At 71.8% G+C, this 14,724-nt stretch carries 16 protein-coding genes; 7 read left to right on the forward strand and 9 right to left on the reverse strand.

The genetic code is table 11. The annotated features are described in order from the left end of the window. Positions 1 to 12: 12 nt before the first annotated feature. Positions 13 to 1,425, reverse strand: a complete 1,413-nt coding sequence (locus STRCI_RS33880; RefSeq protein ID WP_269662777.1) for an aminopeptidase P family protein — start codon at positions 1,423 to 1,425, stop codon at positions 13 to 15. Between the two features lie 74 nt (positions 1,426 to 1,499). Here STRCI_RS33880 and STRCI_RS33885 point away from each other — a divergent pair, with 74 nt between their 5' ends. The 6 genes from STRCI_RS33885 to STRCI_RS33910 all read left to right on the forward strand — a co-directional run bounded on the left by STRCI_RS33885 (position 1,500) and on the right by STRCI_RS33910 (position 7,088). Then, positions 1,500 to 2,657: an NAD(P)/FAD-dependent oxidoreductase gene (locus STRCI_RS33885; RefSeq protein WP_269662778.1), complete on the forward strand. Its 1,158-nt coding sequence runs from the start codon at positions 1,500 to 1,502 to the stop codon at positions 2,655 to 2,657. Beyond that, positions 2,654 to 2,956 (forward strand): (2Fe-2S)-binding protein, encoded by a 303-nt coding sequence (locus STRCI_RS33890; protein ID WP_269662779.1) that lies wholly within the window; start codon positions 2,654 to 2,656, stop codon positions 2,954 to 2,956. Before STRCI_RS33885 ends, STRCI_RS33890 begins: the two co-directional genes overlap by 4 nt. After that, positions 2,949 to 4,346, forward strand: coding sequence for an FAD-dependent oxidoreductase (locus STRCI_RS33895; RefSeq protein WP_269662780.1), 1,398 nt, complete (start codon positions 2,949 to 2,951; stop codon positions 4,344 to 4,346). Before STRCI_RS33890 ends, STRCI_RS33895 begins: the two co-directional genes overlap by 8 nt. Positions 4,347 to 4,392: 46 nt before the next feature. Beyond that, positions 4,393 to 5,289 carry a dihydrodipicolinate synthase family protein gene (locus STRCI_RS33900; RefSeq protein WP_269662781.1) on the forward strand — a complete coding sequence of 299 codons (897 nt, stop codon included), beginning with the start codon at positions 4,393 to 4,395 and terminating at the stop codon, positions 5,287 to 5,289. 5 nt (positions 5,290 to 5,294) lie between these two features. Next, positions 5,295 to 6,296 (forward strand): proline racemase family protein, encoded by a 1,002-nt coding sequence (locus STRCI_RS33905; RefSeq protein ID WP_269662782.1) that lies wholly within the window; start codon positions 5,295 to 5,297, stop codon positions 6,294 to 6,296. A gap of 114 nt (positions 6,297 to 6,410) precedes the next feature. Then, entirely contained in the window at positions 6,411 to 7,088 is a 678-nt protein-coding gene (locus STRCI_RS33910) for a GntR family transcriptional regulator (protein WP_269662783.1), read from the forward strand. A gap of 18 nt (positions 7,089 to 7,106) precedes the next feature. On the opposite strand, the gene STRCI_RS33915 is transcribed toward STRCI_RS33910, so the two are convergent. Genes STRCI_RS33915 through STRCI_RS33930 form a run of 4 tightly spaced genes read right to left on the reverse strand, consistent with a single transcriptional unit; the run spans position 7,107 to position 10,466 of the window. After that, a complete protein-coding gene (locus tag STRCI_RS33915) occupies positions 7,107 to 7,910 on the reverse strand; it encodes an ABC transporter ATP-binding protein (protein ID WP_269664722.1) in 804 nt (267 codons plus the stop codon). 38 nt (positions 7,911 to 7,948) lie between these two features. Continuing rightward, on the reverse strand, positions 7,949 to 8,728 hold the full coding sequence (locus STRCI_RS33920; RefSeq protein WP_269662784.1) for an ABC transporter permease: 780 nt from the start codon (positions 8,726 to 8,728) through the stop codon (positions 7,949 to 7,951). Next, entirely contained in the window at positions 8,725 to 9,498 is a 774-nt protein-coding gene (locus tag STRCI_RS33925) for an ABC transporter permease (RefSeq protein WP_269662785.1), read from the reverse strand. Before STRCI_RS33925 ends, STRCI_RS33920 begins: the two co-directional genes overlap by 4 nt. Beyond that, positions 9,495 to 10,466, reverse strand: a complete 972-nt coding sequence (locus STRCI_RS33930) for an ABC transporter substrate-binding protein (RefSeq protein WP_269662786.1) — start codon at positions 10,464 to 10,466, stop codon at positions 9,495 to 9,497. The genes STRCI_RS33925 and STRCI_RS33930 overlap by 4 nt, the downstream gene beginning before the upstream one ends. Positions 10,467 to 10,615: 149 nt before the next feature. Between STRCI_RS33930 and STRCI_RS33935 the strand changes: the two genes are divergently transcribed. Further along, the gene (locus STRCI_RS33935; RefSeq protein ID WP_269662787.1) at positions 10,616 to 11,431 is read left to right on the forward strand and encodes an IclR family transcriptional regulator domain-containing protein; all 816 of its coding nucleotides are present in this window, start codon (positions 10,616 to 10,618) and stop codon (positions 11,429 to 11,431) included. On the opposite strand, the gene STRCI_RS33940 is transcribed toward STRCI_RS33935, so the two are convergent. The 4 genes from STRCI_RS33940 to STRCI_RS33955 all read right to left on the reverse strand — a co-directional run bounded on the left by STRCI_RS33940 (position 11,382) and on the right by STRCI_RS33955 (position 14,712). Continuing rightward, on the reverse strand, positions 11,382 to 12,305 hold the full coding sequence (locus STRCI_RS33940) for a PDR/VanB family oxidoreductase (protein WP_269662788.1): 924 nt from the start codon (positions 12,303 to 12,305) through the stop codon (positions 11,382 to 11,384). The two genes, STRCI_RS33935 and STRCI_RS33940, sit on opposite strands and share 50 nt — an antisense overlap. Next, entirely contained in the window at positions 12,298 to 12,459 is a 162-nt protein-coding gene (locus tag STRCI_RS33945) for a hypothetical protein (protein ID WP_269662789.1), read from the reverse strand. Before STRCI_RS33945 ends, STRCI_RS33940 begins: the two co-directional genes overlap by 8 nt. Then, a complete protein-coding gene (locus STRCI_RS33950; protein ID WP_269662790.1) occupies positions 12,456 to 13,526 on the reverse strand; it encodes an aromatic ring-hydroxylating oxygenase subunit alpha in 1,071 nt (356 codons plus the stop codon). The genes STRCI_RS33945 and STRCI_RS33950 overlap by 4 nt, the downstream gene beginning before the upstream one ends. Positions 13,527 to 13,623: 97 nt before the next feature. Continuing rightward, a complete protein-coding gene (locus STRCI_RS33955) occupies positions 13,624 to 14,712 on the reverse strand; it encodes a glycosyltransferase family 4 protein (RefSeq protein WP_269662791.1) in 1,089 nt (362 codons plus the stop codon). Positions 14,713 to 14,724 lie beyond the last annotated feature (12 nt).

The raw sequence follows: 14,724 nt of genomic DNA on the forward strand, positions 1-14,724 counted from the left end.
GGGCGGCCCCGCTCAGCCCGCGAACTCCCGCATCCACGCCTCCACCTCGGCGGCGGAACGCGGCAGTGCCGCCGACAGGTTCTCGTGACCGTCGGCGGTGACCAGGAGGTCGTCCTCGATGCGCACACCGATGCCCCGCCACTGCTCGGGCACCGTCAGATCGTCCGGCTGGAAGTACAGTCCGGGCTCGACGGTGAGCACCATGCCGGGCTCCAACGCGCCGTCCACGTAGTCCTCGTTGCGTGCCTGGGCGCAGTCGTGGACGTCCAGGCCCAGCATGTGCCCGGTGCCCGCCATGGTGAACCGTCGTTGCAGACCCAGCTCGTAGGCCCGCTCGGCCGGACCTTCGATGAAGCCCCAGGCCACCAGCCGCTCGGTGAGCGAGCGTTGGGCCGCCTCGTGGAAGTCACGGTAGTGCGCGCCCGGCTTGACGGCCGCCATGCCCGCCTCCTGGGCCTCGAACACGGCCTCGTAGATCTCCCGTTGGAGGGGGGTGAAGGTGCCGCTGACCGGGAGGGTGCGGGTGACGTCCGCGGTGTAGAGCGTGCGGGTCTCGACGCCCGCGTCCAGCAGAAGAAGTTCGCCCGGCCGGACCGGGCCGTCGTTGTCCTGCCAGTGCATGATCGTGGCGTGCTCCCCGGCGGCGCAGATCGAGCCGTAGCCGACGTCATTGCCGTCGACCCGGGCGCGCCGGAAGAAGGTGCCCTCGATCCAGCGCTCCGAGGTGGCGACGGCCTGCGACAACTCCCGTACGACATCGGTGAAGCCGCGGACCGTGGCGTCGACGGCGCGGCGCAGCTCGCCGATCTCCCAGGCGTCCTTGACCAGCCGCAGCCCGGACACCGCCTCCTCCAGGGCGTCGTCGCGCGCCTCGTCGGTGTCGACGACGGCCTGCAGCGCGGGGTCGACGCCGCGGACGATCCGGGTGGGCGCGGGCACGGAGTGGGTGAGGTCCTCGGCGACGGCGCGGATGTCACGGCAGGGGAGGCCCAGGACCAGCTCGGACTCGGCGAGCGTGCGGCGGCGGCCCATCCACAGTTCGGCGGTGTAGCCGGTCCAGAACTCGTCGCTGTCCCGGCTGTCGCGGGGGAGCTGGTAGCAGTGCGCGTCATGGCCGCCGTCGGGGCGCGGCTCCAGCACCAGGGCGCCGTCCCGGGCCTGGTCGCCGGTGAGATGCACATAGCCGGAGTACGGGCGGAACGGATAGTGGGTGTCGTTGGAGCGGGTCCGCAGGCCGCCCGACGGCACGATCAGCCGCTCGCCCGGGAACAGCGCGGAGAGGGCGGCGCGGCGGCGGGCCGCGTAGGGCGACTGCTCGGCGAGGAGCAGGTCCCTGCGCTCGTTGTCGGCCCAGCCCGTGCGCATCAGCGCGGAGAGTTCCTCGGAGATTCCTCGGTACAGACCGTTCTTTCGGCCCTTCGCCACGTCGGGCACCTCTTCCGTGTGGTGGACGTTCCGTTGACGTTCCCAGTGCGAGAAGTATGTGACATAGTACTGGTGTGAGCAAGCGACTGACCTGCGACGTCGTGGTCGTCGGAGCCGGAATGGTGGGCGCCGCCTGCACGTTCTACGCGACCCGGGCGGGCCTCGACGTGATCCTCGTCGACCGTGGCCCGGTGGCGAGCGGCACCACCGGCGCCGGCGAGGGCAACCTCCTGGTCTCCGACAAGGAGCCCGGTCCGGAACTGGACCTGGCGCTCCTCTCGGCCCGCCTCTGGGCCGAACTCGCAGAGGAGTTCGGGGAGGCCGTCGAGTACGAGGCCAAGGGCGGTGTGGTGGTCGCCTCGACGCCGGACGGCCTCGCGGCCCTGGACCGTTTCGCCCACGGACAGCGCGCGGCCGGAGTCCTCGCCGAGACCGTCGCGGGGGACGGGCTGTACGGCCTCGAACCCCACCTGGCCAAGGGCCTGCCCGGCGGTGTGCTGTATCCGCAGGACTGCCAGGTCATGCCCGCCCTGGCCGCCGCCGTCCTGGCCCGCGCCTCGGGCGCCCGCCTGCTGACCGGCCACACCGTGACAGCCGTACTGCGCACCCCCGACGGCACGGTCCGCGGCGTCCGCACCGACCACGGCGACCTCCACGCCCCGGCCGTCGTCAACGCCGCCGGCACCTGGGGCGGCGACCTGGCCGCCCTCGCCGGAGCCCACCTCCCGGTGCTCCCGCGCCGCGGCTTCGTCCTGGTCACCGAACCGCTCCCGCGCCTGATCCACCACAAGGTGTACGCCGCCGACTACGTGGCCGACGTGGCCAGCGACTCCGCCGCGCTCCAGACCTCCCCGGTCGTGGAGGGCACCGCCGCCGGACCGGTGCTGATCGGCGCCAGCCGGGAACGGGTCGGCTTCGACCGCTCCTTCTCGCTCCCCGTGGTCCGCGCCCTGGCCGCCGGAGCGACCCGGCTCTTCCCGGTCCTGGCGGACGTCCGCGCGATGCGCTCCTACGTCGGCTTCCGCCCGTACCTCCCCGACCACCTGCCCGCCATCGGCCCCGACCCCCGGGTCCCCGGACTGCACCACGCCTGCGGGCACGAGGGCGCCGGCATCGGCCTCGCCACCGGCACCGCGCACCTCATCGCCCAGACCCTGACCGGCCGGACCCCCGACCTCGGTCTGACGCCCTTCCGCCCCGACCGCTTCCCCGCCCCCGAGGAGGCCGCGTGACAACACCCCTGGACCTGGCCGGAGCCCACCCTGGACCCGCCTTCACGGTCACCCTGGACGGCCGGGAGATCGAGGCCCTGCCCGGACAGACCGTGGCCGCCGCGCTCTGGGCGGCCGGGATCACCTCCTGGCGCGGCACCCGCGGCACGGGCCGCCCGCGCGGTGTCTTCTGCGGCATCGGCATCTGCTTCGACTGCCTGGTGACCGTCAACGACCGCCCCAACCAACGCGCCTGCCTGCTGCCCCTGCATCCCGGCGACGCCATCCGCACCCAGGAGGGGACGGGCCACGATGACTGACCGACCGCACCTCGCGGTGATCGGCGCGGGCCCCGCGGGCCTCGCCGCGACCCTCGCGGCCGCCGCCCACGGTGTACGGGTCACCCTGATCGACGCGGCCCCCGAGGCGGGCGGCCAGTTCTACCGCCGGCCCGCGGCGGCCCTGGGCGCCCGCCGCCCCGAGGCCCTCCACCACCAGTGGCGCACCTGGGAGCGGCTGCGCGACGGACTGCGCGACCACGCGGACTCCGTACGGCACTTGACGGACCATCATGTCTGGCTCGTCGAACGCGGCCCCCGCGCGGGCTTCACCGTCCGGGCCCTCCTCGGCCCCGAGCAGACGGAACCCGCCGAGGTGTACGCAGACGCAGTGCTCCTGGCCACCGGCGGCTACGAGAAGGTGCTCCCCTTCCCCGGCTGGACCCTCCCCGGCGTCATCACCGCGGGCGGCGCCCAGGCCATGCTCAAAGGCTCGCTGGCGGTGTCCGGCCGTACCGCGGTCGTCGCCGGGACCGGCCCCCTGCTGCTGCCGGTGGCCACCGGCCTCGCGGCGGCGGGCGTCGAGATCGCGGCCCTCGTGGAATCCGCCGACCCCCTCGCCTTCGTACGGCGCTCCCGGGCGCTGCTCGCCGAGCCCGCCAAGGTCGTCGAAGGCGCCGGGTACGCGGCCCAATTGCTCCGGCACCGGGTGCCCGCGCTCGCCCGGCACGCCGTCGTCGAGGCGCACGGCACCGAGCGTCTTGAGGCGGTGACGGTGGCCGCGCTCGACCGCGCCGGGCGGGTCAGGCCCGGCACCGGGCGCCGGATCCCGTGCGACACACTGGCCGTCGGCCACGGCATGCTGCCGCACACCGACCTCGCAGAGACGCTCGGCTGCCGGCTCGACGGAGTCGCCGTGCACGTCGACGCGGAGCAGCGCACCGATGTGCCCGGCGTCTGGGCGGCGGGGGAGACCACCGGCATCGGCGGTGCCGCGCTCTCGCTGGCCGAGGGGCACATCGCGGGCCGGTCCGCCGCCGCGCGGCTGCACGGCACCGCACCCGACCCGCGCGCGTGGGCGGCGGCCGCGCGGACCCGGACCCGGCTGCGGGCCTTCTTCGCCGCGCTCGATGGCGTGTACGTGCCGCCCGCGCACTGGACTTCGCTGATCACCGACGACACCGTGGTGTGCCGCTGCGAGGAGGTCACCGGCGGTGCGGTCCGCGAGGCCGTCGAGGAACTCGGGGCCGGGGACGCGCGGACCGTCAAACTGCTGACCCGGGCCGGGATGGGCTGGTGCCAGGGGCGGGTGTGCGGACCGGCGGTCGCGGGACTCGCCGGATGCGCCCTGACCCCGTCCCGGCGGCCGTTCGCCCGGCCGGTGCCGCTCGGGGTGCTGGCGCGGTCCGAAGAGGCGGACGCCGACGCATGAGCCATTCGCCAACAGTGACATGTCACACTTCACCGAGGAGCCACGTATGACCACCACCGACCACCGCCCCTGGCGAGGCGTCCTCGTCGCCACAGCGCTTCCGCTGACCGACGACCTCGCCGTGGACCACGCCAAGTACGCCGAGCACTGCGCGTGGCTCGTGGAGAACGGCTGCGACGGCGTCGTGCCGAACGGCTCGCTCGGCGAGTACCAGGTCCTCACCCCCGAGGAGCGGTCCAAGGTCGTCGAGACCGCGGTGTCCGCCATCGGCGGCGAGCGCGTGATGCCCGGCGTCGCCGCCTACGGCTCCGCCGAGGCCCGCCGCTGGGCCGAGCAGGCACGCGACGCGGGCTGCGCCTCCGTGATGCTGCTGCCGCCCAACGCCTACCGCGCCGACGAACGCTCGGTGCTGTCGCACTACGCGGAGGTCGCGAAGGCGGGCGTGCCGGTCGTGGCGTACAACAACCCCATCGACACCAAGGTCGACCTGGTGCCGGAACTGCTCGCCCAGCTGCACGCCGAGGGGCACATCCACGCGGTCAAGGAGTTCTCCGGCGACGTCCGCCGCGCCTACCGCATCGCCGAACTCGCCCCGGAACTGGACCTGTTGATCGGCGCCGACGACGTCCTGCTGGAGCTGGCGCTGGCCGGCGCCAAGGGCTGGGTGGCCGGCTACCCGAACGCACTGCCCCGCGCGAGCGTCGAGTTGTACCGCGCGGCCGTCGCCGGGGACCTGGACACCGCCAGGGAGCTGTACACGCGACTGCACCCGCTGCTGCGCTGGGACTCCCGGGTCGAGTTCGTCCAGGCCATCAAGTTGTCCATGGACATCGTGGGGCGGCACGGCGGTCCCGTGCGCCCGCCGCGCGTCCCGCTGCTGCCCGAACAGGAGGCCGCCGTCAGGGCCGCCACGGAGAAGGCCGTCGCGGCCGGATTGGCGTAGGGACCATGCGCAGCAGAGTCGTCCTGCACGCCGTCGACTCGCACACCGAGGGCATGCCCACCCGGGTCGTCACCGGCGGCATCGGCACGATCCCCGGCGCCACCATGAACGAACGGCGCCTGTACTTCCGCGAGCACCGCGACGACATCAAGCAGCTCCTGATGAACGAGCCGCGCGGCCACTCGGCGATGAGCGGGGCCGTCCTCCAGCCGCCCACCCGCCCCGACTGCGACTGGGGCGTCATCTACATCGAGGTCTCCGGCTATCTGCCGATGTGCGGGCACGGCACGATCGGCGTCGCGACCGTGCTGGTGGAGACCGGCATGGTCGAGGTCGTCGAACCGGTCACCACCATCCGGCTCGACACACCGGCCGGACTCGTCGTCGCCGAGGTCGCGGTGGAGGACGGGGCCGCGAAGGCGGTCACCCTGAAGAACGTGCCGTCCTTCGCCGTCACCCTCGACCGCAAGATCGCACTGCCCGGCGGGCGCACGGTGACATATGACCTGGCATACGGCGGCAACTTCTACGCCATCCTGCCGCTGGAGGAGTTCGGGCTGCCCTTCGACCGCGCCCGCAAGGACGACATCCTCAAGGCGGGCCTGTCCCTGATGGACGCGATCAACGCGGAGGCCGAGCCCGTGCACCCCGAGGACCCCTCCATCCGCGGCTGCCATCACGTCCACCTCTACGCGCCCGGCGCCACCGCCCGCCACTCGCGGCACGCCATGGTCATCCACCCCGGCTGGTTCGACCGCTCGCCCTGCGGCACCGGCACCAGCGCCCGGATGGCCCAGCTGCACGCGCGCGGCGAACTCCCGCTGCACACCGAGTTCGTCAACGAGTCCTTCATCGGCACCCGGTTCACCGGGCGGCTCCTCGACACCACCGAGGTCGCCGGGCGGCCCGCCGTCCTGCCCAGCTTCACCGGCCGCGCCTGGGTCACCGGGACGGCCCAGTACCTGCTCGATCCGGACGATCCGTTCCCGGCCGGGTTCGTCCTCTAACCCGCCTCCAGCCCCTGTCGTCGGGCCCTGGCCGACCCGCCCGGGCCCGGGCCCGGGCTCCGGCGGGGATAATGCCGGTGACGCGTGACATTGCATTCCCTAGGAGACCTCCCTATGCCCGCCCAGCCCGCCGGCGCCCCCTCCCTGCCCTCGCTGGGCGGCAAGAAGCGCAGCTACCGCGAGCGGGTCGCCGACGCCCTGCGAGCCGCGCTGATCGCCGGGGAACTCCTGCCGGGCGAGGTGTACTCCGCGCCGACCCTGGCCGCCCGCTTCGGCGTCTCTGCGACCCCGGTGCGCGAGGCCATGCTCGACCTGGCCAAGGAGGGCCTGGTCGACACCATGCCCAACAAGGGCTTCCGGGTCACCGAGGTCTCCGAGAAGCAGCTCGACGAGTACAAGCACATCCGCGCCCTCATCGAGATCCCCACGGTGGTGGAGCTGGCCCGGACCGCCGACCCGGTCTCGCTGGAGGCGCTGCGCCCGGCCGCCCGGGAGATCGTGCAGGCCGCGGCGGCCGGCGACCTCATCGCGTACGTCGAGGCCGACACCCGCTTCCATCTCGGCCTGCTCGCCCTCGCGGGCAACACCCATCTGGTCGAGGTGGTCGGCGACCTGCGCGGCCGTTCCCGTCTCTACGGCCTGACCGCGCTGGTGAAGGCGGGCCGGCTGCTGGCCTCCGCCGAGGAGCACCTCGAACTCCTCGACGCCCTGCTGGCCCGCGACGAGCACGCGGTGCGCGAGGTCATGACCCGGCACCTCGGACATGTCCGCGGGCTGTGGGCCGCGCAGTAGACGACAACTTGAGGCAGTTCACCGGGACGGCGGCTTGTCCTCCTTCACGACCGCCGCTTCCCGCTTCGCCGCCTGGATCTGCTCGTACACATGGGTCCTCAGCTCGGCGAAGCGCGGGGCCACCCGGGTGTGCAACTGGTCCCGCTCGTCGGGGAGATCGATCTTCAGCTGCTCCTGGACGACGGTGGGGGAGGCGGACAGCACGATGACCCGCTCACCGAGGTAGACGGCCTCGTCGATGTCGTGGGTGACGAACAGGATCGTGACGCCCCGCTCCCGCCACAGCCGCCGTACCAGGTCCTCCAGATCGGCCCGGGTCTGGGCGTCGACCGCGGCGAACGGCTCGTCCATCAGGAGCACCCGGGGCTCGTAGGCGAGCGCGCGGGCGATGGCGACTCGCTGCTGCATACCGCCGGACAGCTGCCAGGGATACGCGCCCACGGCGTCCGCGAGTCCCACCGACTCCAGCGCGTCCCGCACCAGCTCCCGGCGCCGGGCCTTGTCCAAGTCCTTCTGCTTCAGAGGGAGTTCGACGTTCTCCCCGACCCGCATCCAGGGGAACAGGCTGCGTCCGTACTCCTGGAACACGAAGGCCATCCCGGGCGGCGGGCCGGTCACCCGGGCGCCCTCCAGCAGGACCTCACCGCCGGACGGGGCGAGCAGTCCGCCCATGCACTTCAGCAGGGTCGTCTTGCCGCAGCCCGACGGGCCGACCAGACAAGCGAGTTCACCCGCGTCGACGGTGAAGGTCAGATCGCGCACCGCCTCCACCCGCCGCCCCGATCCCTCGTAGACCTTCCTCAGGCCGCGGACGTCGAGCATGGGCTGCCCTTTCACCAGGTTCACGGGGTACATGAGGTTCACGGGGACCGCCGGGCGGCGGCGCGCAGGCCGTGGTACCAGGCCAGCACCCGCCGTTCGACGAGCTGGAAGACGACGGACAGCGCGAAGCCCAGCAGTCCGAGGAGCAGGATCCCGGTCCACATGTCGGGGATCGCGAAGCTGCGCTGGAACTGCACGATGGTGAAGCCCAGGCCGTTGCTGGCGGCGAACATCTCGCTGATGACCATCAGGATGATGCCGACGGACAGCGCCTGGCGCAGCCCCGCGAAGATCTGCGGACTCGCCGAGCGCAGCACCACATGCCGCAGCCGCGCCGTGCCCTTGATGCCGTAACTGCGGGCCGTCTCCGCCATCACCGGGTCCACCGCGCGTACACCCTCGACGGTGTTGAGCAGGATCGGCCAGACACAGCCGCTGGCGATCACCGTGATCTTCATGGTGTCGCCGATGCCCGCGAACAGCATGATGACCGGCACCAGCACCGGCGGCGGCACTGCCCGCAGGAACTCCAGAACCGGCTCGCACACCGCGCGCACCCGCCGGTAGGAGCCGATGACCGTGCCGAGCCCGACACCCACCACGGCCGCCAGGGCGTAACCACCGGTCAGCCGGAGGATGCTGGGCAGTACGTCGTCCCGGAGCCGGTCGCCGGTCCAGACATCCGGGAAGGTCTCCAGGATGGTCCGCAGCGGCGGCCAGTACACGTCCGTGCTGTCGTCCGACGCCACCCACCACACGCCCACCAGTGCGGCGGGCAGCGCGAACACGAACGCGAGCCGCAGAAGGAGCAGCCTCACACCGCCACCTCCCCGCGCACCGACTGATGCCAGGCCAGCGCCCACCGCTCCACCGTGCGCGCACCCACGTTGATCAGCAGCCCCAGCAGCCCGGTGACCACGATCAGCGCGTACATCTCCGGCACCGCCTGCGAGGTCTGCGCGACGGCGATCCGCGCCCCCAACCCCGGTGCCCCGATGACGAGTTCGGCGGTCACGGCGAGGATCAGCGCCACCGAGGCGGCGAGCCGCACCCCGGTCATGACGTAGGGCAGCGCGGTCGGCCACAGCACATGCCGGATCCGGGCCCAGGTGCCGAGACCGTAGGACCGCGCCGTCTCGTCGGCGACCGGGTCCACGTCCTGGACGCCGTACAGGACCTGGATCAGTACCTGCCAGAACGCGGCGTACACGACCAGCAGGAGGACCGAGCGCAGTTCCGTGCCGTACAGCAGGACGGCGAGCGGGATCAGGGCGACGGAGGGGATCGGACGGAGGAACTCGACGGTGGAGGCGGTGACTTCGCGGAGATACGGCACCACGGCGATCAGCACCCCCGCCACGATCCCCGCGCAGGAGGCGACGGCGAGGCCCAGCGCCCAGCCGGCCAGCGTGTCGCCGAGCGCCGACCAGAAGGCGGAGTCGGCGAGTTCGGTCCAGAAGGCGTCGGCGATCCGGCTGGTCGGCGGGAAGTACTCCTCCTTGACCAGGCCGAGCCGCGGCACCGCCTCGCCCAGGGCGAGGAAGACCGCGAGCCCGGCCGCGCCGAGCATGGCGTTCAGGCCCCTCACGAGAGCAGCTTGTCCAGGTCCGGCGTCGTCTTGAACAGCCCGTCCCGCTCGCCGAGTTCCATCAGCTTCTCGATGGAACCGCGGTCGGCGTCGGCCGGCCACTTCGGCAGGGTCACCTGCTCCAGCACCGCGGGCGGGATCTTGGTGTACGTGGTGACGATCTGGCGGACCTCGTCGGGGTGGGCGTCGGCGTAGGCGAGGGACTCGGCGGTGGCGTCCTGGAACTTCTTCACCACCTCCGGGTTCTCCTGCCCGTACTGCGTGGAGGTGAAGTACATCGCCACGGTCAGGTTCGGGGCGACGTCGACCAGCGAGGAGGCGATCTCCCGGCCGCCCTGGCTCTTGATCGTGGCGAGCGCCGGTTCGACCACCATCGCCGCGTCGATCTGCCCGGCGTCCAAGGCGGCGGGCATCTGGTCGAAGGCCAGCTCCACGAACTGGACTTGGTCCGGATCGCCGCCCGCCTTGCGCACCGACTCGCGCACGGCGGTCTCGTTGATGTTCTTCAGGGTGTTGACGGCGACCTTCTTGCCCTCAAGCTCCTTCGGTGACTTGAGCGAGCTGTCACCCTTGACCGTCAGCGCGCCAAAGTCCTTGCCGTCCTGTCCGGTTGAGGCAATGCCGTTGGCGATGGCCTTCACCGGAACGTTGTTGGACTGGGCGATCATCAGCGAGGTCATGTTGCTGAACCCGAACTCGTACTGGCCGCTGACCACGGCGGGCACGATCGCCGCTCCGCCCTGAGCGGTCGTCAACTTCAGCTTCAGGCCGCGCTTTTCGTAGAAGCCCTTTTCCTGGCCGAGGTAGAGCGGCGCGACGTCGACGATGGGGATGAGCCCCACGGTGACCGTCGTGACGCCGCCCGACGAACCCGCCCCGTCCGACGAGTCACCGTCGTCGGACGAGCCGCAGGCCGTCAGGGCGAACAGGAATGTGCTTGCCGCGAGACCGGCGAGCAGACGACGCATGACTCCTCCTGTGCAGACAACGGTGTTCCGACAGGCTGTGCGCTGACCGCACAGTAGTGCTCAAATGCGCTCAGCGGGAAGGTAGAGCCCTGTACCGATCAGGTCAACCAGTTTCGCTGACAAAATTGTTGACACCCCAGGAGGCGATGATGCCCGAGCCGGGCCGCGGACGCCACTTCGTGAACTCCTTCGCACACGGCCTCGCCGTCGTCCGCTCCTTCGACGCCGAGCACCCCACCCGTACGCTCTCCGACGTCGCCCGCGACTGCGGACTGACCCGCGCGGCCGCCCGCCGGCTGCTGCTGACCCTGGCCGACCTCGGCTATGTCCACCAGGACGGACGCCAGTTCAGGCTCACCCCGCGCGTCCTGGAGCTCGGCTACTCCTACCTCTCCAGCTTCACCCTGCCCGAGCTCGCCGAACCGCATCTGGAACAACTCGTGGGCCGCATCCGGGAGTCGTCGTCCCTGTGCGTCCTGGACGGCGATGACATCGTGTACGTCGCCCGGGTGCCGACCAGCCGCATCATGACCGCGGCCATCACCGTGGGCACCCGCTTCCCGGCGCATGTCACCTCGGTGGGCCGGGTGATCCTCGCGGATCTGCCGGACGAGGAGATCGACACCCGCCTGGCACGCGCCGACCTGAGCCCACTGACCCCGCGCACACTGACCGAGCCGGACGCTCTGCGGGCCGAGTTGCGACGCGTGCGCCGCCAGGGCTACGCGATCGTCGACCAGGAACTGGAGTTGGGCCTGCGCTCGATCGCCGCCCCGGTGCGGGACCGGGGCGGCGCGGTGACGGCGGCCGTGAACATCGCGGTGCACGCGGGCCGCAACTCCCTGGAATCCGTCCGCCGTGACCTGCTGCCCCCGCTGCTGGACACGGTCGCCCGGATCGAGGCCGACCTCCGGATCACAGGTCCAGCACGAGCCTCTTCCCCCGGCACCGGGACACACAGATGAGCATGGTCTCCCCGGCCGCGCGCTCGGCCTCGGTCAGCACCGAGTCCCGGTGGTCGGGGGTGCCCTCGACGACATCGGTCTCGCAGGTTCCGCAGGTGCCCTCGGCGCAGGAGTACAGCACCTCGACCCCGGCGGCGCGCACGGCGTCGAGCACGGAGACGCCGGGCGGGACGGTGAGAGTACGGCCGCTCCGCGCGAGGACGACGTCGAACTCGGTGTCCTGGTCGGTGTGTTGCTCCTTGGGCTGGAACCGCTCGACGTGGAGGACTCCGGAGGGGCATCGGTCCTCGACCGCGTCCAGGAGCGGCCCTGGACCGCAGCAGTAGACGAGGGTGCCGTCCGGGAGATCGTCGAGCACTGAGGGCACTTCCAGCAGCCCCGTCTCGTCCTGGGGAGCGAGGGTCACGCGATCGCCGTAGCGGCGGAGTTGTTCGGTGAAGGCCATCGAAGCGCGGGTGCGGCCGCCGTATAGCAGGCTCCACTCGGCGCCGGCGGCCTCGGCGGCGGCGAGCATGGGCAGGATCGGGGTGATGCCGATGCCACCGGCGATGAAGCGGTAGCGGGAGGCCGGGCGGAGGGCGAAGTGATTGCGCGGCCCGCGCACCTCGACCTTGTCACCCACCCCCAACCGCTCGTGCACGAAGGCGGATCCACCCCGCCCCTCCTCCTCCCGCAGCACCGCGATCTGCCAGGCGGTCCGGTCGGCAGGGGCACCGCACAGGGAGTACTGGCGCTCCAGGCCCGGGGCGAGGACGAGGTCGATGTGGGCGCCGAGTTCCCAGGCGGGGAGGGGTTCGCCGAGGGGATGGGCGAGACTGAGCCCGAGGATGCCATCGGCGACGAACTCCCGCTGACGGACGATGAGTTCAGCCATGGGACGCATGCCCCTCGGGGTGGCCGAGCATCCACTCCCACATGGCTACCGGGTCCTCGGCGGTGTGCTCGGCGCCGCAGTGACAGGTGCCGTGCAGGACATCGGTGCCCGGCACCCAGTCGATGCGGTAGATCTCGCCGGTCGGTGCCGTCACAGGACCTTCTCCACGGGCTTGTCGCCCTCCTCGACCAGCCGCGCGAGGATCCGTCGGGCCGCGAGGCCACCGGTGTCGATGTTGATGCTCAGCTCCTGGTAGCCGTGCCGCTCGCTGCCGAGCGTGCGCTGGAGCAGGTTGAGGGCCGTGACGTCCTGCATCACGACGGTGTGGTTGTTGCTGCGCAGGAACTCGGTGACGTCCGCGTCGTCGGTCGCCCAGTCCCGGGAGACCGCCCAGAAGTCGTACACCTCGCCGTCGCCGGAGGGCGTGATGGCGTAGGTGATTTCAGTGTGGAAGCCGCCCGGATCAGTCCCGTCCGCCTCCGGCACGACCCCCACCGGCGCGACCCGGCTGTGCAGGAGATAGAGACAGGGCGCGTGGTACTCGATGTCCTGCCACCGCATGATCCGCCCCTCGATCCCGGTGGACTTGGCATAGAACGGCGGGCATTCGGCGTCGTCCATGTGCCGACTCACCCGGACGATCCCGGCGCCCTCGTCGACCTCCGTGGTGATCGGGGTCTCGGCGACCTCGGGGGTGCCGATGTAACCGCCGTGCAGATAGGTCTCGTGGGAGAGATCGAGGAGGTTGTCGACGAGGAGCCCGTAGTCGCAGGCGATCGGCTCCATGCCGCGCACGGTGACCCAGCCGGGCGAGTCCAGGTGCCGGGCGCGCGGGATGCCCGCCGGGTCGGCGAGGGCGGGGTCCCCGATCCACACCCACACCAGCGAGTCCTGCTCGACGACGGGGTAGGAGGCGATGCGGGCGGTACGGGGGACGCGTTTCTGCCCCGGCACGTGGACACACGTGCCGGTCGTGTCGTAGGTGAACCCGTGATACCCGCAGACGACCCGGTCCCCGTCCAGCCTTGTCGGCGCCTCGGACAACGGATAACGCCGGTGCACACACCGGTCGTTGAGCGCGACGACAGTCCCCTCCGCCTCGGTCCGGTAGAACACCAGCGGCTCCCCGAGCACCCGCCGCCCGAACAACTCCCGCCCCACCTCATGGCTGTGAGCGGCGACGTACCACTGGTTCCTGGCGAAGGCGGTGATGTGTGGCATGGCGTTCCCGTCCTTGAGAGCGGGGCACCGTTGCCCCGTGAGCCGTGCTGGGACTCAGATTCGTGACGCCCGCCCGGGGTGGGCAAGGCGGCTTCCGTCAGGCGGAAGGGTTCGTGGGCGCGGTTCGCGAGGTCGTGTGCCGGAACCCGTCCAGGGCGCGCCGGTAGACGGATTCGTACCCGGCGACCATGGCCGAGACGTCGAACCTTTGTGCGGATCGGCGGCAGGTCGCCGGGTCCAGGCGGGTGGCGCGGTCGACGGCTGCGGGGAGTTCGCCGGGGTCGCCGCAGAGCACACCACTCACCCCGTCCTCCAGCAGTTCCGGTGCCGCACCGGCCCGCAGAGCGACCACCGGCGTACCGCATGCCAGCGCCTCCACCACCACGAGCCCGAAGGGTTCGTGCCAGCGGATGGGGAAGAGCAGACACGCTGCCCGGGACAGCAATTGCTCCTTCTCCGCGCCGGCGACGGACTCCAGCCATGTCACGTCCGATGCCAGGCGGGGCCGGATCTCCGCCTCGAAGTATGCCCGCTCCTCGGGAATCGTCCAGCATCCGGCCAGGACGATCGGACGGCCGGCGGCCCGTGCCGCGTCCATCGCCAGGTGGACGCCCTTCTGGGCGCTGATCCGGCCCAGGTACAGCACGAAGTCGTCCTTGTCGGCCCGGAACGGACTGGAGTCCACCGGTATCCCGTTGTGTACCGTCGCCGCCCACCGCAGGTGCGGGGCGTCCCGACGCTGGGCGTCGGAGATCGCGACCAGCGACAGCCAGGGGTTCAGCGCCCGCAGGTGGTCGGAGGCGGCCTCCGGGCCGCGCAGCGGGGTGTGGGACGTGACGACCGTCGGGGCGAAGGCGCGGCCCGGCGCGGTGAGTGGCCCGGCCCGGGTGTGGTCGTGGACGACGTCCGGCGCCAGTTCGGCCAGCGCGGCCGCGGCCCGGGCCGTGTGCACGATCTCCACTCCGGCGACGTCCGGACCGTCCTCCGGCTGCGGGTGCGTGAACGTCCGCACGAAGTGCGCCCGAGTGCGCGGCTCTCCCGCGCCGACCAGAGTCACTCGGTGCCCCTTGGCGAGCAGCCCGTCGACCAGCCATCCGCAGACCCGCTCCACCCCGCCGTACGACCGGGGCGGAACCTCGTAGAACGGCGGTGCCACCACCGCCACATGCAGACGTGAAGCAGTCATACTCCACAGGCT

Origin of the sequence: Streptomyces cinnabarinus, from assembly GCF_027270315.1 — a bacterium.
Lineage (GTDB): Bacteria > Actinomycetota > Actinomycetes > Streptomycetales > Streptomycetaceae > Streptomyces > Streptomyces cinnabarinus.